At 52.1% G+C, this 17,280-nt stretch carries 17 protein-coding genes and 1 pseudogene; 12 read left to right on the top strand and 6 right to left on the bottom strand.

Annotated features, from left to right (window positions below; translation table 11 throughout):
- Positions 1-396: 396 nt before the first annotated feature.
- Positions 397-690, bottom strand: a complete 294-nt coding sequence (locus tag BKD14_RS11080) for an accessory factor UbiK family protein (RefSeq protein ID WP_022710141.1) — start codon at positions 688-690, stop codon at positions 397-399.
- A gap of 263 nt (positions 691-953) precedes the next feature.
- Here BKD14_RS11080 and lgt point away from each other — a divergent pair, with 263 nt between their 5' ends.
- From lgt to BKD14_RS11040, 7 genes are all read left to right on the top strand, one after another.
- Positions 954-1,796: a prolipoprotein diacylglyceryl transferase gene (lgt, locus tag BKD14_RS11075; protein ID WP_075656040.1), complete on the top strand. Its 843-nt coding sequence runs from the start codon at positions 954-956 to the stop codon at positions 1,794-1,796.
- Between the two features lie 3 nt (positions 1,797-1,799).
- The gene (locus BKD14_RS11070; protein ID WP_075656038.1) at positions 1,800-2,900 is read left to right on the top strand and encodes a class I SAM-dependent methyltransferase; all 1,101 of its coding nucleotides are present in this window, start codon (positions 1,800-1,802) and stop codon (positions 2,898-2,900) included.
- A 25-nt stretch (positions 2,901-2,925) separates the two neighbouring features.
- Complete coding sequence (gene pgeF / locus BKD14_RS11065; RefSeq protein WP_075656036.1) at positions 2,926-3,705, top strand: peptidoglycan editing factor PgeF; 780 nt, start codon at positions 2,926-2,928, stop codon at positions 3,703-3,705.
- A gap of 90 nt (positions 3,706-3,795) precedes the next feature.
- Positions 3,796-4,947, top strand: coding sequence for a Xaa-Pro peptidase family protein (locus tag BKD14_RS11060; protein ID WP_075656377.1), 1,152 nt, complete (start codon positions 3,796-3,798; stop codon positions 4,945-4,947).
- A gap of 105 nt (positions 4,948-5,052) precedes the next feature.
- Positions 5,053-5,553, top strand: a complete 501-nt coding sequence (locus BKD14_RS11055) for a hypothetical protein (RefSeq protein ID WP_139316402.1) — start codon at positions 5,053-5,055, stop codon at positions 5,551-5,553.
- Between the two features lie 396 nt (positions 5,554-5,949).
- On the top strand, positions 5,950-6,882 hold the full coding sequence (locus tag BKD14_RS11045; protein ID WP_075656032.1) for a ribose-phosphate pyrophosphokinase: 933 nt from the start codon (positions 5,950-5,952) through the stop codon (positions 6,880-6,882).
- A gap of 108 nt (positions 6,883-6,990) precedes the next feature.
- Positions 6,991-7,611, top strand: a complete 621-nt coding sequence (locus BKD14_RS11040; RefSeq protein ID WP_075656030.1) for a glutathione S-transferase family protein — start codon at positions 6,991-6,993, stop codon at positions 7,609-7,611.
- Here BKD14_RS11040 and BKD14_RS11035 read toward each other — a convergent pair whose 3' ends face one another.
- A complete protein-coding gene (locus BKD14_RS11035; protein WP_075656028.1) occupies positions 7,612-9,126 on the bottom strand; it encodes an ATP-binding protein in 1,515 nt (504 codons plus the stop codon).
- Positions 9,127-9,499: 373 nt separating this feature from the next.
- On the opposite strand from BKD14_RS11035, the pseudogene rplY reads away from it, so the two are divergent.
- The 5 genes and pseudogenes from rplY to BKD14_RS11010 all read left to right on the top strand — a co-directional run.
- Positions 9,500-9,793 (top strand): annotated as a pseudogene (rplY, locus tag BKD14_RS11030) (50S ribosomal protein L25); the annotation flags it as partial.
- 124 nt (positions 9,794-9,917) lie between these two features.
- Complete coding sequence (gene pth / locus BKD14_RS11025; protein WP_075656024.1) at positions 9,918-10,658, top strand: aminoacyl-tRNA hydrolase; 741 nt, start codon at positions 9,918-9,920, stop codon at positions 10,656-10,658.
- A gap of 194 nt (positions 10,659-10,852) precedes the next feature.
- Complete coding sequence (ychF, locus tag BKD14_RS11020; protein ID WP_075656022.1) at positions 10,853-11,956, top strand: redox-regulated ATPase YchF; 1,104 nt, start codon at positions 10,853-10,855, stop codon at positions 11,954-11,956.
- Positions 11,957-12,126: 170 nt separating this feature from the next.
- Positions 12,127-12,594: a MaoC family dehydratase gene (locus tag BKD14_RS11015; protein ID WP_075656020.1), complete on the top strand. Its 468-nt coding sequence runs from the start codon at positions 12,127-12,129 to the stop codon at positions 12,592-12,594.
- Between the two features lie 2 nt (positions 12,595-12,596).
- A complete protein-coding gene (locus BKD14_RS11010; protein WP_075656373.1) occupies positions 12,597-13,082 on the top strand; it encodes a MaoC family dehydratase in 486 nt (161 codons plus the stop codon).
- Positions 13,083-13,266: 184 nt separating this feature from the next.
- Here BKD14_RS11010 and BKD14_RS11005 read toward each other — a convergent pair whose 3' ends face one another.
- From BKD14_RS11005 to petA, 4 genes are all read right to left on the bottom strand, one after another.
- Entirely contained in the window at positions 13,267-13,812 is a 546-nt protein-coding gene (locus BKD14_RS11005) for an adenine phosphoribosyltransferase (protein ID WP_022710126.1), read from the bottom strand.
- A 203-nt stretch (positions 13,813-14,015) separates the two neighbouring features.
- A complete protein-coding gene (locus BKD14_RS11000; RefSeq protein WP_022710125.1) occupies positions 14,016-14,876 on the bottom strand; it encodes a cytochrome c1 in 861 nt (286 codons plus the stop codon).
- A gap of 29 nt (positions 14,877-14,905) precedes the next feature.
- Positions 14,906-16,183 carry a cytochrome b N-terminal domain-containing protein gene (locus BKD14_RS10995; protein WP_022710124.1) on the bottom strand — a complete coding sequence of 426 codons (1,278 nt, stop codon included), beginning with the start codon at positions 16,181-16,183 and terminating at the stop codon, positions 14,906-14,908.
- A gap of 20 nt (positions 16,184-16,203) precedes the next feature.
- On the bottom strand, positions 16,204-16,767 hold the full coding sequence (petA, locus tag BKD14_RS10990) for a ubiquinol-cytochrome c reductase iron-sulfur subunit (protein ID WP_028233437.1): 564 nt from the start codon (positions 16,765-16,767) through the stop codon (positions 16,204-16,206).
- Positions 16,768-17,280: the final 513 nt, after the last annotated feature.

Genomic DNA, 17,280 nt, shown 5'->3' with positions numbered 1-17,280 from the left:
AGCCGGAATGTATCCCCCGCAGCAATCGCCACAAAAAAGACACACTGGTTAATAGGCCGAGACAAATGTTGCCAAACGCTGCAACCCCGCCTCCAACACACGCGCAAACACATGACTGTTACACTGGCACATCAACCGGATCTGTGCGGCTGAACTCACTGCCCTGCCACTCCCCGCTTCTGCCATGCTTCATGACTCAATTACGAATCATGCAGTGTTTTCAGTCTATTGATGCTGAGTCAGAGTACCAGTCCTTTTTGTCAAAACTCTAAGAAACCATGTGGAAAGAACAAACGGCACCCGAGTGGGCGCCGCTGTAACCGATTCTGGAATAAGGGCTTTTAGGCATTCGCCCCTGTGAATAAAAAGTTAAAAAATCTTTGAGATTTTTAGACCTTAAGCGCCTTTTTTCGCTGGTTTTTCTGCCAGTGCTGCTTCGATTTTAGCAATACGCTCTTCGAGCTCGGCAATTTTGACCGTCAGGGCACTGTTTTCGGTGCGGGTTTTAACGGCCATTTCACGCATGGCTTCAAAATCTTCACGCTGCACAACATCCAAAGTGTTAAGCAGCTTTTCACCCTGAGAGCGCATTGCTGTCTCGACTTCACGACGCACGCCCTGCGCGGCACCCGCAGCATCAGTGACGAGTTTTGCGAGTTCATCAAGAACTTTACCGGTTGCATTACTCATTAGATCACCTCTTTTTAGCCGCCACAGGCGGAAATAATTTCTGCTTCTGAGATAAGCCCGCATTATAAATGATGCAAGACTGCGAAGCTTTAAAAACAAAACGACTTTGCCGGAGATTTAAGACCAGCTTAAGGCTAAAACCCGAATAAAGCCATAAAAGCAACGGACTTTTATCCTGAACAAAAATTCGCTATGCCTCATTAACAACAGCATCAACCAGTGCTGAACGCATAATAGCATACGCAGCCATAACGGAGTGAAGAATGACCGAACCGCAGATCATGATGGCTGCACTGCCCTTCCCGAATATTGATCCTGTGCTGTTTTCCATAGGGCCGCTCTCCGTGCATTGGTATGGTATCGGCTATGTCATCGGCATTCTGTTTGCGTGGTGGTATGGCAAGAAACTCGTAAACACAGCGCGTCTGTGGCCGAATAATAATGCGCCGATGGATCCGCTGGCTCTGGACGATTTTGTACTCTGGGCGGCGCTTGGTGTCGTAATCGGCGGACGTCTCGGCTATGTGCTGTTTTATAATTTCGGTTTCTATATCAGCAACCCGCTGGAAATACCGGCCGTCTGGGACGGCGGCATGTCTTTCCACGGTGGCATTCTCGGCACGACCGTTGCCATGATCCTGTTTGCACGCAAGCGCGGCATTCCTGTCTGGAGCATGTTCGACACTATCGCCGCCGGTGTGCCGATCGGCCTTGGCGTCGTGCGCATTGCCAATTTCATCAATTCAGAACTCTGGGGTCGTGTCAGCGATGTTTCATGGGCGGTCTATTTCCCGAATGGCGGCCCGCTGCCACGACATCCGAGCCAGCTTTATGAAGCAGCGCTCGAAGGTTTTGTATTGTTCTTCGTGCTGGCTCTGCTGATCTGGAAGGGCAATAAACTCAAAGCTCCGGGTTTCATCGCCGGTGCCTTTGTCGCCGGTTACGGCTTGTCACGTATTCTGGTGGAATTCTTCCGCGAACCGGACGCACAGCTCGGCTATCTCGTCGGCGGCTGGATGACCATGGGCATGGTTCTGTCTGTTCCGATGGTACTGCTTGGTGTCTGGGCAATGTGGCGCGGAAACCGCGCTGCGGCAAAGGCATAAACAATGGCAGAAACGAGAATCCCCGCCGCAGACAGACTGAAGCAGCGTCTGATCCGTCTTATCAGCAATGGCGGGCCGATCAGCGTGGCAGATTATATGGCTTTCTGCCTCGCCGATCATGACGGCGGCTATTACATGACCCGTGAGCCGTTCGGGGCGAAAGGTGACTTCATCACCGCGCCGGAAGTCAGTCAGATGTTTGGTGAACTGATCGGCATTTGGGTCGTCAGCCATTGGGAAGCTCTGGGTAAACCGGAAAACTGCACCATTTGCGAAATTGGCGGTGGTCGCGGCACATTGATGAGCGATCTGCTGCGCGCGGCTGGCAAACTGGCACCGGAACTGCTGCGTACCGCCCATATCGCGATGGTGGAAACCAGCGACCGATTGACAGGCGTGCAAAAGAAAAAACTTGAGGGTGCCGCCCCTCACATGGCTTGGTACAAAAGCTTCGGGGAAATCCCGCAAAATACGCTGATCCTCGTCGCCAATGAATTGTTCGACGCGCTGCCGGATCATCAATATGTCAAACATGAGGGTCGCTTTGTTGAGCGCATGGTAGCGACCCGCAATGAGGCAGCACCGGAACTCTGCTTTACCACCGGAACCGGCGGCATTGATCCCGCCCTTCTGCCTCAAGGCCATGAAACAGCACCGGAAGGTACAATTTTCGAGGCCTCACCGGCGCGTTCTGCGCTGATGCAGCAGATCAGCGAACATATCAGCAAGCACAAAGGCGCAGCGCTGCTGATTGACTATGGCTCTCATGAAGCCGGTTTTGGTGACACTTTGCAGGCGCTCTATCAGCATGCCTATCAGGATGTTTTTACCGCTCCCGGTCAGGCCGATATTACTACACATGTAGATTTTGCCGCTCTCGCACAAATCGCTTCCGCCCTCGGCTGCACGACAAAAGCTGAAGAACAGGGCGATTTCCTGTTGAGAATGGGGCTGCTCAGCCGCGCCGGTCAGCTTGGTGCCGGTAAATCTGCCAGTGTGCAGGAACAAATCCGTGATGATGTGGAGCGGCTGGCTGCACCAAACCAGATGGGCAGCCTGTTTAAAGTCTTAAGCGTCACTTATCCCGACCTGAAAACAATCTGATATTTCATTATCCAGAGAGACTATCATGACCAATATGCCTGATCCGATCCGCTCTCCTTTGCTCGAAACCAATGACCGCATCGCGCATGGGTTTTTCACCCGTCTCGGCGGCGTATCTTCCGGCATTTATGACAGCCTCAATGTCGGCGCAGGTTCTAAAGATGATCCTGATGCTGTAGCTGAAAACCGCCGTCGCGTAGCAGCCTATTTCGACCTCCAGCCGGAAGATCTGCAAACTCTCTATCAGGTGCATTCACCAACCGTTCTGACTATCACCGAAGCCCTGCCTTCGCCACGCCCGCAGGCGGATGCGATGGTGACCAATGTGCCGGGACTGATTCTGGGTGCATTGAGCGCCGATTGTGGTCCTGTGCTGTTTTGTGAGCCGGAAGCGGGCATTATCGGCTCCGCTCATGCCGGTTGGCGCGGTGCGCTTGCCGGTGTTCTGGAAAACACCGTGGAAGCCATGATTAATCTGGGTGGTGAAAGGTCAAAAATCCGCGCAGTTCTGGGGCCGTGCATCGGTCAGGACAATTATGAAGTCGGCGCTGAATTCGTTGCGGAATTCACTGCCCGCGATCAGACTTATGAACAATATTTCCGCCCTTCAAGCGATCCGGCGCGTAAAATGTTTGATCTTTGGAGCTTTATCGTTGATCGTCTGTCAGCCTGCGGTATCCAGACAGCGTCTCTTGATCTCTGTACCTATGCCGATGAAGCGCGGTTTTTCTCTTATCGCCGCACCACCCATCGCAAGGAGCCGGATTACGGACGCCAGATCGCCGCGATTGCCATCCGGAAGTAAGCGCTTCCGGTTCTGAAAACATGCATGATCCTGCCGGACTGCTCGCAGAGCGGTAACCGGCACGGTCGTTTGTTCAATGCGGAGATAATTATGGCACTTCACTTTGCACCGGAAGAATTTGCGGCACGCCGTGACCGGCTGATGCTCTGCATGGCTGAGAACAAGCTTGATGCATTGCTGCTGTTTTCTCAGGAAAGCATGTATTGGCTGACCGGCTACGACACTTTCGGCTTTTGTTTTTTCCAGTGTCTGGTCGTCAAGCAGGACGGCAGCATGGTGCTGATGACGCGCTCCGCTGATCTGCGTCAGGCGCGCCACACTTCTACGATTGAACATATCGTGCAATGGACAGATCGCGAAAACGCCAATCCTGCGATTGATCTGCGCAATCTGCTCAATGACATGGATCTGCTTGGTGCCCGCATCGGTGTCGAATATCAGACCCACGGGCTGACCGCCGCCAATGGCCGCAAACTGGATGAGCAGCTGAACAGCTTTGCCAAAGTCATCGATGCTTCCGGCATGGTTGACCGTCTGCGTCTGCTGAAAAGCCCTGCGGAAGCCGATTATGCCCGCAAGGCCGCAGCCTTGAGCGATGCGATTTATGATGCTGCGCTTGATCAGACGCGTAAGAATGCCAATGAGGCGAATATTCTTGCCGCGATGATGGAAGCCAATTTCCTCGGTGACGGTGATTTTCCGGCCAATGAATATATTATCGGCTCCGGCCCCGATGCTCTTCTCTGCCGTTATAAATCCGGCCGCAGACAATTACACAAAAACGACCAGCTGACCCTTGAATGGTCCGGCGTTTACCGCCATTACCACGCGCCGATGATGCGCACGGTACTGACCGGCAAAGCCACCAAGCGTCATGAGGAACTGTATCAGGCGGCACATGAAGCCCTGATGGCTGTTGAAGCCGCCCTCACCCCTGCCTCGACATTCGGCGATGTTTTTGAAGCCCATGCCAAGGCACTGGAAGCGCATTCCCTGACGCGGCACCGCCTCAATGCCTGCGGCTATTCCGTGGGTGCACGTTTTACGCCGTCATGGATGGATCCGCAGATGTTCTATGCGGGTAATGCCGAGCGCATTGAGCCGGATATGACGCTGTTTGCCCATATGATTATTATGGATTCTGAAACCAATACGGCCATGACTTTAGGCCAGACCTATCTGACCACCAACGGCCCTGCCGAAAGCCTGTCGAAAAGCAGCCTTGATCTGGTGATTATTTAACGGGAACTGAAGCCGATGCCGGTTACTTTATCTGCCTCTGTTGATGCTTCTTTAAAACGGAAAGCAACATTACCGTTGCTTTTTAAGTCTTCCGCAACATTACCGTTGCTGGTATCAGCCCTTCTGCTGGCTGGTTGCTCCTCGCAGACGACCAGTGAGAAAAGCGTGGCGCTTGCCCCGCTGACCTCTGATTTTGGTCAGCCCGCACAGGCTGCTCAGGCACCTTTGAATATGGCCAAGGTGCGTAATTACAAACTCTATATTGCACCGATCATCGGCGCACCGCTGGAGATTGTGACACCGCTCTCATTGCGTTTTGACACAATCATAAAAACGCAATCCATCACTCTCGCCTCGAATATGGAAACCGAAGCCGATTATATTCTCAAAGGCTATCTGTCCAACCTCACCGAGAATAATCAGACTTCTGTGCTTTATGTCTGGGATGTCATGGATAAGCAGGGCAATCGCGTACATCGCTTGCAAGGTCAGGAGAAAGTCTCCGGCAAAAACGGCTGGTCGTCTGTTCCTGCGACTGTGATGGGCAAAATTGCCGATGATACGCTGGCAGACTATTTCCGCTGGGTCTCGGCCAACGCTCCGTAAACAGCTTCAATCGCAATCAAACATCAGGTGAGACTCAGTTTCACCTGATCCTGCCGGTCATGTTAAGCCTGTTCTCAGAAACTTCACACAAACGTGTCTTTTTGGCCTATAGAGAGCATGAAAATGCAGCTTTTGTGAAATATCGGGGCATTAATGCTGCCCTGCGGCTTTTGTACCCTTGCAATACTGGCCAAGCTTTGTAAAAGGCCGCTCATCCAGCCAGTGTTGTATGAAGAAATGATGCATAGCTGCTGAAGTTGAAATTCTATGAGACGGACGGGTTGCAGACCCTGAACTCTCACAATCAAACCCGGATACAGGGAATCCGCGCATGACCAATGCAAAATGCATTCAAGGTTTATGCGCTAGGCAAACCAGCGCCAGAGGCAAAAAAGCATGAAACTTTTCGCGGGCAACTCCAATCGTGTCCTAGCAGAATCCGTCGCAAAACATCTGAATATTCCGCTCGGCAAAGCCGTTGTGAAGCGTTTTGCCGATCAGGAAATCTTCGTGGAAATTCAGGAAAATGTGCGTGGTGAGGACGTTTTCGTTCTGCAGTCCACCTCTTATCCGACCAATGACCACCTGATGGAACTGCTGATCATGATCGATGCATTCCGTCGTTCTTCAGCACGCCGCATCACTGCAGTGCTGCCTTATTACGGCTATGCCCGTCAGGATCGTAAACCAGGCCCGCGTACACCGATTTCCGCCAAGCTGGTTGCCAATCTTATCACTGAAGCCGGTGCAAACCGCGTTCTGACCCTTGATCTTCATGCCGGTCAGATTCAGGGCTTCTTCGATATCCCGACCGACAATCTCTATGCTGTTCCGGTTATCGCCCGCGATGTTAAAGCCAATTACGATACATCCAATGTGATGGTGGTTTCGCCGGACGTTGGCGGTGTGGTACGCGCCCGCTCATTGGCCAAGCGCATTGATGCGCAGCTGGCAATCGTTGACAAGCGCCGTGACCGTCCGGGTGAATCGGAAGTTATGAACGTCATCGGTGATGTAACCGGCAAAGACTGCCTGCTGTTCGACGATATCGTTGATTCCGGCGGCACACTCTGCAATGCGGCTGAAGCTCTGCTGGCTAAAGGCGCAACCAGCGTTACCGCCTATATCACCCATGGTGTTCTCTCCGGCGGCGCGATTGCCCGTATCACCAATTCCAAGCTGAAAGAGCTGGTTATCACCGATTCCATTCAGCCAACCGCTGCAATTGATCAGGCACACAACATCCGCGTCCTGTCGATCTCCGGCCTGATCGGTGAAGCGATTGCCCGTACCGCTGCGGAAGAATCCGTATCCAGCCTGTTTGACTAAAAACTGCTGGTTATCTGAATTGAAAAAGCCGGATCATTGATCCGGCTTTTTTGTTTTCTTCTTCACAAAGACAGTGCATTCTTTTTCTCAAACGGAGGAGAATGCATCATGTCAGATCCCATACTCTATACAAATCCGATGTCGCGCGGACGCATTGCCCGCTGGATGCTGGAAGAAACCGGCTCTCCCTACACTACACAGATCGTCCCTTTCGGTCCGGTTATGAAAGATGCGGAATACCGGTCAATCAATCCGATGGGCAAAGTACCGGCATTGCAGCATAACGATCATATCATCACCGAAACAGCTGCGATCATCGCCTATCTGGCTGATGTTTTTCCGGATGCCAAACTGGCGCCAACCGCAGACGAGCGGGCAAAATATTATCGCTGGCTGTTTTTCGGCGCAGGACCTGTGGAAGCGGCTGTCAGCAACCATGCCAGCGGCTTTAATCCGACAGAAGAACAGGGTCGGTTTATCGGCTATGGCTCCTATGAAACTGTTATGGATGTGCTGGATCAGGCGCTGTCAGAAACGCCTTACATTACCGGCGACCGCTTTACCGCAGCCGATGTCTATGTCGGTGCGCAAGTGAATTTCGGTCTGGGGTTCAATACAATTGAAAAACGCCCGAGCTTTATCGCTTACAGCCAGAGACTACTGGAACGCCCTGCCCTGCAACGGGCAACAGCGCTCGATGATGCCGATATGGCGAAAATGAAAACCTGATTATTCCGCAGCCTCGGCGCTGTCTGCGCTTTCATCAGGCCCGTTCGGATCACCGGCTGCGGTTTCACAGCCCATATCGGGAAATGCAACAATACGCATGCCCTTGAAGTCATTTCGTACAACCAGCAGGCCGCGCTCTTCAAAATAAGTCAGCAGACGACGGGCGCGGCTGGTGGAGTGACTGCCATAGGCACGCGCCAGCGTGGCATCAGACGGGCATGGCGCAGCTTTAACCGCAGCCTGCGCCACAATCAGAAACACGCCCTGCACATCATCGGTCAGGCTTTCTGACAATTGCAGCGCAGTCTGCCACTTCTCATCATCAATCAGCTCATCCCCGCCGCTGGCCTGTGCCACAGCAAGACGACGACGGAATGCCGGTAACGCCAGCGGTTCCCCCGGTACACGATGAATACGGCAGCGCACCAGAAAATCCTGATACAGTACTGCCACAGTGCGATAAGCGGCTTCCGGATCTTCGATGATCTCGGTCATCACCTTATCCAACAGCTCTTCACGCTCGGCTTCCACCAAGCCCGGAAACAGCGGCTCATCCGGCACTTCGGCTTCCGGCTTGGCTTTCACCACCTGTTCCAGAATTTCTGCAATCGGGCGCGGCGGTGGTGGCGGTGGCGGCGGACGACGCACAATCATCTTCGCTTCAGCCGCACTTGGCGTAAAAATCAGATCAGCCGCATCAACCGGAGAATCCGGCAATGGCATCAGTTTCGGGCTGGATGAGCGCGCAGAAGTTTCCACCTTGCCGATTTTCACCGGCAGCGGACGGCGCGACAAGGCAGGCCCCAACGCCACAAAATGGCCGCGCTGCAAATCACGGAACTGTTCTGCCTGACGGCGATCCATACCCAGCAGATCGGCCGCACGCGCCATATCAATATCAAGAAAGGTACGCCCCATCAGAAAGTTGGAAGCTTCAGCCGCCACGTTCTTGGCAAGCTTTGCCAGACGCTGCGTGGCAATGACACCGGCCAGTCCGCGCTTACGGCCACGGCACATCAGGTTGGTCATGGCGCTCAGCGAGATTTTACGCGCTTCATCCGAAACCTCACCACCGACAGAAGGTGCAAAAAGCTGCGCTTCATCGACAACCACCAGCATCGGATACCAATAATCACGGTCGGCATCGAACATACCATTGAGGAATGCCGCAGCGGCTTTCATCTGCTGGTCAATATCCAGGCCTTCGAGATTAACCACCACAGACACACGGTGCTGACGGATACGCTGGGCAATACGGGTCAGTTCAGCCTCGGTACGTGCAGCATCAACCACCACATGGCCGTAAACATCGGCCAGCGTGACAAAATCGCCTTCAGGATCAATGATGCACTGCTGCACCCACGGTGCGCTCTGCTCCAGCAAGCGGCGCAGCAGATAGGATTTACCGGAGCCGGAATTACCCTGAACCAGCAGACGTGTGGCCAGAAGCTCTTCGAGATCGAGCATAGCCGCGGTGCCGTTCGTTGTGGCTCCCATGTCGATGCCGACCTTCATATGACCTCCTGAAATACACGTGAAAAAACACCCTGATGAACGGGTGTGATAAAATAAGATTCGGGATATGGAACTTGTCTATCAGCTATGTATCATAACACCAAGTCACGAAGCGCGCGCATTTATCACGGCTGCGGCGGAATACACAGCGACAGGCCATATAAGGCTCAAAAATGCCTGTCTTGTGCACAAAAACTTGCACTCACAGGTTTTATCGCTTATGAGAGCGCATCCGCGTAGACACCCTTGGAGGCAACGCGGAATGATATGCCCGCATCATCGCTGTTTTTGCTGCGTATTTCGCGGATATATCATGTTTCGGAATCTCACCTGATTTTGCGGAACACTCCAAATTACTTGATAAGGAAAAGCCATGAGCGAAGTTAAAACTCTCAAGGCCGTAAAACGCGAACGGGCTGGTAAGGGGTCCTCCCGTGCACTTCGCGACAACGGTCAGATTCCAGCAGTCATCTATGGTGACAAGCAGCCTGCTATTTCGGTCGCTATCGACTATAAAACCATTTACTACCTGATCTATGGCGGCGGCTTCAAGTCTACCGTTTTCAACATTGATGTTGACGGCCAGACCATCAAAGTTCAGCCTAAAGACTACCAGATGGATCGCGTTAAAGACACGCCTCTGCACGTAGACTTCATCCGCGTAGCATAAATTTCGAGCCTTCCGGCTTCTGATTTATCAAACATCTCCGGTGCAAACCGGAGATGTTTTTGTTTGTGATACCAGCACAGCCTGATAAAACGCTTGCCATATCTTACTCTCGGAGACGACCATGCTGCTGATAACCGGCCTCGGCAATCCCGGTGCGCAATATGCGCGAAACCGTCACAATATCGGTTTTATGGCCGTGGATGAAATTCATGCCCGCCATCGCTTTTCGCCATGGTCGAAAAAGTTTCAGGGTTTGATTTCCGAAGGCATGATCGACGGCGAGAAAGTATTGCTGCTCAAGCCGCAAACTTTTATGAACCTTTCCGGTCAGTCTGTCGGCGAAGCGATGCGTTTCTATAAGCTGGCAATCAGCGATCTCATTGTAGTCTATGACGAGCTTGATCTGCCGCCAGCTAAATTGCGTGTCAAAGCCGGTGGCAGTGCCAATGGTCACAATGGCATCAAGTCCATCGACCAGCATATGCACGGGTTGCTGAACTCCAAGGAATATCGCCGTATGCGCCTTGGCATTGGCCATCCGGGTTCGAAAGATCTGGTGCATCATTATGTGCTGGGTGATTTTGCCAAAGCCGACAATGAATGGCTGGATCTGCTCTTTACCGGCATTGCTGACAATCTGTCCTATCTCGTCAAAAAAGACGATAACGGCTTCATGAATAAGCTCTCGCTTGTCATGGGCGGCAAGCAGGATGCCAAAGCAGAGGCACCGGTAAAAGCTGCGCCCAAAGCCCAGAGTCATATCCGTCAGGCACGGCAAAATAATACGATTGCCCCCAACGTTCCAACAACCGGCCCTATGGCCGATATGCTGGCCAAACTCTTCGGCAAAAAGGGCGACTAAACACAAAACGCGCTGCAAGCTGCAAATTTCAGCGGCTTTTTCCTGCAATTTACACCACTGCCCTTGACCTGTGCTTGCCCCATAGCGCATAGGCAATGGCAATATTCATTACGTTTCATGCTGAAGGATAAGGGCTGAACCGCGCCATTGCCGGTCGTTCTTAAAATTCGCACCAGACCGGATAAGGTTCTACCATGGGTTTCAAATGCGGTATCGTTGGCCTGCCGAATGTCGGCAAGTCCACCCTCTTCAACGCACTGACCAAAACAGCTGCCGCACAGGCTGCAAACTATCCTTTCTGCACCATTGAGCCGAATACCGGTGAAGTTGCAGTGCCGGACAGCCGTATGCGCCAGATCGCAGACATTGCCGGTTCAAAAGAACTGATCCCGACCCGTATCAACTTTGTTGATATTGCCGGTCTGGTACGCGGCGCTTCCAAGGGTGAAGGTCTGGGCAACCAGTTCCTCGCCAATATCCGTGAAGTCGACGCGATTGTTCATGTGCTGCGCTGCTTTGAAGATGATGACATCACCCATGTTGAAGGCCGTATTGATCCGGTCTCCGATGCGCAGACCGTTGAAACCGAACTGATGCTCTCCGATCTCGAAAGCCTTGAGCGCCGCATCGTCCAGATCCGCAAGCGCGCCACCGGCAAAGACAAAGAAGCAACAACCGTTCTGCCGATGATGGAAGAATCCCTGAAGCTGCTTCAGAATGGTGAGCCTGTCCGTATGCTGCTGAAAGGCATTGCACCGGACGATCTGCTGATCCTCAAAGGCCTGAACCTGCTGACTTCCAAGCCTGTGCTTTATGTCTGCAATGTTGCAGAAAGCGATGCAGCAAACGGCAACGAGCACACCGAAGCTGTCGCCAAAATGGCAAAAGAACAGGGTGCGGAAACTGTTATCATTTCCGCAGCGATTGAAGCGGAAGTTTCGCAGCTGCCGGATGAAGATGCACAGCTGTTCCTTGGTGAAATGGGTCTGGAAGAGCCAGGTCTCGACCGTTTGATCCGTGCGGGCTACAGCCTGCTTGATCTGATTACTTATTTCACTGCCGGACCAAAAGAAACCCGTGCATGGACTGTGCATCGCGGTGCTAAAGCTCCGCAGGCAGCCGGTGTGATCCATACTGATTTTGAACGCGGTTTCATCCGCGCGCAGACTATCGCGTTTAATGACTACGTTACCTACAAAGGTGAAGTCGGCGCCAAAGAAGCCGGTAAAGCCCGTGATGAAGGCAAGGAATATGTGGTGCAGGACGGCGATGTGATGCTGTTCAAATTCAACACCTGATTTTATATATCACCGAATTTAAAGCCCTGCTCTGCAGGGCTTTTTTTGTATCTGTGTAATTTAACAAAACATCATTTGACGTTTACGTAAAAGATCATAGGATACAACACCGAAAACAAAGCAGCCACATATCACTATTGCACGGCAGCTTGTCATATAAACGGAGGAGAGTGCCGTTGAGCCAGCCCCATTTCACCTATAATGATTTTATCGTCGGCGACAGCCTGCAACTCGGCTCCAGGCTGGTGACGGCGGAAGAAGTCATTGCCTTTGCCAGCGAGTTTGACCCACAGCCTTTTCATATGAGCGAAGAAGCAGGCAAAGCGTCAATTCTCGGCGGCCTCTCCGCTTCCGGCTGGCATACCTGTGCCATGCTGATGCGCATGATGGCTGACCGGTTTATCAGCAATTCCGACAGTCAGGGTGCACCCGGCGTGGAATATGTCAAATGGCTGAAACCTGTATTGGCCGGAGACACAATCAGCGCAACCACAACAGTGCTGGAAAAGCGTATCTCTCGCTCACAACCTGCACTCGGCATCATCCGGCTGAACCACAAAATCACCAACCAGAACGACATTCCGGTTTGTGAGGCACAGGGTTCAATTTTCATGCGCGTAAATATTCAGGAGGCGTGATGATGGAAAAGACCAGCAAGCCATCCATTCTTGAAGAGAATATCGGCAAAACAGTTACCATCGGCTCTTATGAATTTACCGAGGCGAAGATTATCCGCTTTGCAGAAAAATATGACCCGCAGGTCTTTCATACTGATCCGGTTGCAGCCAAAGAAAGTTTCTTTGGCGCCCTCTGCGCCTCAGGCTGGCACACCACTGCGGTCTGGATGCGCCTGAATGTGCAATCCATGATTGGTATAATTAAAACCTGCATGGAGCGCGGAGAAACGCCGCCGGTTTTCGGCCCCTCACCCGGTTTTGAAAACCTGCGCTGGGAGCATCCGGTCTTTGCAGGTGATGTGATCGCTTATACAGCACAGATTACCGGCATTCGCCCGCTGGCGACAAAACCGGGCTGGTCTATGCTCAGCCATCACTCCACAGGCACAAACCAGCATGGCGAGCGTGTGATGCAATTTGACGGTGCCGCTCTGGTGAAGCTGCCCTGATCGTAAGCACATTAGAAATATAAAAAGCCTGCCTGATTGCTCAGGCAGGCTTTTTATTAGTGCGCCGTGCGCCCGATTGGGCGCTACACAAGGTCGCTCTAACACTTAAAAATGAGAGCATAATTTTTACCTTAAACTGATCCAAGTTGAAGAAATTATGCTCTCATCTCAGAGATAAGCAGATTTAATCGCCTTCAAATTCCAGCAAGGTGCGAACCTGCACACCAAGCTCTTCCAGTTTCTTGCGTCCGCCCAAATCAGGCAGATCGATAATGAAACAGGCAGCAACAATTTCAGCTTTCATCTGACGCAGCAGATTGACCGCAGCAACAGCTGTACCGCCGGTTGCGATCAGATCGTCAACGAGGATGACCCGTTCGCCCGGATGGATCGCATCGCTATGCATTTCCATTTCATCAAGGCCATATTCCAGACTATAGGCAATACGCACAGTCTCATAAGGCAGCTTGCCTTTTTTGCGGATCGGCACGAAACCGGCCGACAACTGATGCGCCATTGCGCCACCGAGAATAAAGCCACGGGCTTCTACACCGGCAATCTTGTCAGCTTTGCCACCGGCAAAAGGAAATACCAGTTCATCAATCGCACGGCGGAAAGCCTGAGGATTGCCCATCAGTGTCGTTACATCGCGAAACATTACGCCCGGACGCGGATAGTCCGGAATTGTACGCAACGAAGCCTTCAGAAACTCTTTGGTTTCATCATTCATGGCAAATCCTCATTTGTAACTCTCTGGTTGGCTCTATCCGTTCAATCCTCTGTTGAGACAGATAATCGCCATCCGGCGTTATAGCGCTCTGTTTACCGGCTACGCACAGTAAGCAGATAAAACAGATCAAACTTCACATAAAAAAGGACGCCCTAAGCGCCCTTTTTCTTATTTATAGGATCACACGATCAGTGTGAAGCCAATTAGTGCTTAATACCCGCAAAAACACGACGTTTCGTTGCGTAAACAATTGCACCCAGCAACAGCAGGAACACGATAACGCGGAAACCGGTTTTCTTACGATCTTCCATATGCGGCTCAGCAGCCCACATCAGGAAGGCAGAAATATCGCGCGAATATTGTTCAACTGTTTCCGGCGAACCGTCATCATAGGTCACCTGACCATCGCTGAGTGGCTTGGCCATAGCAAGCGACTTACCGGCGATAAAGGCAGGGTTATAATGCGTACCTTCAGGAATCTGCATACCTGCAGGCGGTGTTTCATCATAGCTGGTCAGCAGGGCATGAATATAATCAGGACCCGCTTCCGCATATTGTGTGAAAATATCAAACACAAATGTCGGGAAACCACGTTCAACACCACGCGCCTTGGCGATCAGCGAGAAATCCGGCGGGACTGCATTATTATTGGCAGCGGCCGCGGCTTCCGCATTCGCGAAAGGTGACGGGAAATAATCGCCCGGACGAGCTGCACGGGTGAACATTTCACCGTCAGCATTCGGGCCGTCCTGCACTTCATATTCCGCAGCAAAAGCTTTGATCTGGTCATCATTATAACCAAGATCGCTCAGCGTGCGGAACGGTACCAGTTTCATCGAATGACAGGCGGAGCAGACTTCCTTGTAGATTTTCAGGCCGCGCTGCAACTGTGCCTTGTCATAGGTGCCGAAAGGCCCTGCGAATGACCAGCTTTCCTGTGTCGGATGCTTGATCGGGTAATGTGCCGGTTCTGCTTCACTGCCCGCAGTCTCAGCCTGTACAGCGCCCAGTGTGAGCGCTGTGGCCAGACCGAAAGCAGCAAGACCGGTAAAGAACATTTTCATAACTGTACTCTTCCTATCTGGTGCTGCAATCAGGCTTTAGCATCTGCTTTTGCAACTTCATCATCCGAACCGAGAACCGCTTCAGTGATGGAGTTTGGTATACGCTTCGGCTTTTCAACCAAACCGAGTACCGGCAGAATGATGATAAAGAATGCGAAATAATACAGCGTGCCGATCTGTGCCATCAGGGTATAGACACCCTCAGCAGGACGGGAACCGAGCCAGCCGAGGAAAATCGCATTGGCGACAAATACCCAGAAGAACATCTTGAACCAAGGACGGTAAACCGCCGAACGTACCTTCGATGTATCAAGCCATGGCAGCACAAACAGGATAGCAATCGAACCAAACATCACCAGAACACCGCCGAGCTTGGAGTCGATCGGGCCGATATTGAAGGTAATCGCACGCAGCATCGCATAGAACGGCAGGAAGTACCATTCAGGAACGATATGCGCAGGGGTTACCATCGCATTTGCTTCAATATAGTTATCCGGATGGCCGAGATAGTTCGGCATATAGAAGACGAAATAGGCGAAGAATATGAAGAACACGACCGCGCCGAATGCATCTTTGATCGTCGCATAAGGTGTGAACGGCAGTGTATCTGTCTTCGTTTTCACTTCAATACCGGTCGGGTTGGTCTGACCGGTCACATGCAGTGCCCATACGTGCAACACAACAACACCGGCAATCATGAACGGCAGAAGATAGTGCAGCGAGAAGAAGCGGTTCAGTGTCGGATTATCCACGGCAAAACCGCCAAGCAGCAGCTGCTGGATCGGTTCACCGATAATCGGAAACGCCGTAAAGAAGCCGGTGATAACGGTCGCACCCCAGAAGGACATCTGTCCCCATGGCAGCACATAGCCCATGAATGCGGTTGCCATCATCAGCAGGAAAATGACCACGCCGAGGATCCACAACAGCTCACGCGGAGCCTTATAGGAACCGTAATACATACCGCGGGCGATATGCAGATAAACCGCAATAAAGAAGAAGGATGCACCATTGGAGTGCATATAACGCAGCAACCAGCCGGAATTGACATCACGCATGATCTTTTCGACCGAGCCGAAAGCCAGCTGGGTGGATGCTGCATAATGCATAGCCAGCACAATACCGGTCAACAGCTGAGCGATCAGCATGAAGGCCAGAATGCCGCCGAATGTATACATATAGTTCAGGTTACGCGGAACCGGATAAGCAATAAACGAGTCATAGACGAGGCGCGGCAGAGGCAGCCTTGCGTCAACCCATTTTTCGATACCGGTCTTTGGCGTATATGAAGAGTGTCCGCCGCTCATAAAATTTCTCCTCAGACCACTCAACCGACTTTAATGACGGTATCGGAAATGAATGCAAATTCCGGAATGTGCATATTTTCCGGTGCCGGACCGCTGCGGATACGGCCAGCCGTATCATAAGTCGAACCGTGGCACGGGCAGAACCATCCGCCGAATTCACCGGCTTCACCAAGCGGCACGCAACCCAGATGGGTGCAAACGCCGATCATGACGATCCAGTTTTCTTTGCCTTCACCGGCAGTGCGTTCCAGATCCGAAGCCGGTGCGTCTGCTGCCAGATTGGCATTACGCGCCAGAGGGTCCTTCAATGCAGACATCGGCGTGTTTTTGGCATCTTCGATTTCTTTAGCCGTACGGTTACGGATAAATACCGGCTTACCGCGCCATTTTACTGTCAGCGATCCGCCTTCCGCGAGGGACGAAACGTCCACTTCAATGGATGCCGCCGCAAGGGTTGAAGCATCCGGCCGCATCTGGTCGATAAATGGCCATGCCAAGCCGGCAGCACCGACTACGCCGGCCATTCCCGTCGCTATGTACAGAAAATCACGCCGTGTCGGCTCAGCTGTGTCGTGTGCGCTCACGTACCACTTCCTTTTTGACTTGCATGTTGAACTGTCCTCTGTTGTCCGCGAGCACATTCGTCCGTAATTATGTGACGTTTTGTGCTGAGAGCTGTAAGACCTGAAAACAGATACAAACCGGACATAACTCCCCCACCTTGTTCAAGGTTTAGGCATGATAAAAAAGCTTGTCCAGTCATCTGAGGCACTTACGGCACCATGTCGCAGGCATGGAAACCGGCAAAGTGAAGGCCGCACTATGGTCAAAAAACGGCTTTCCTCACCCGTATCAATGGCAAAGCACCTGTGACCATTTCGTGCAAAATCACACGGGGCAGAACAGGCAAACGGCCATTCCGCACCTGTATAAAATTACCTGCGAACAGTTTTTAAAATAAAACCGCGCTCTGCCCGAACCGGTCAGGAAACCCGGTTTACTGATATGCAATATAAAACAAGAACCGGCAGGTCGCAGATGCAACAACCGCATAAAGAGTTACAAAAACGTCATAAAACACTGCATTTCCGTCATCA

It is taken from the genome of Pseudochrobactrum sp. B5 (genome assembly GCF_001939785.1).
Lineage (GTDB): Bacteria > Pseudomonadota > Alphaproteobacteria > Rhizobiales > Rhizobiaceae > Pseudochrobactrum > Pseudochrobactrum saccharolyticum.
Note: the sequence above shows the minus strand (reverse complement) of the source record. Positions and strands in the feature narration are given on the sequence as shown.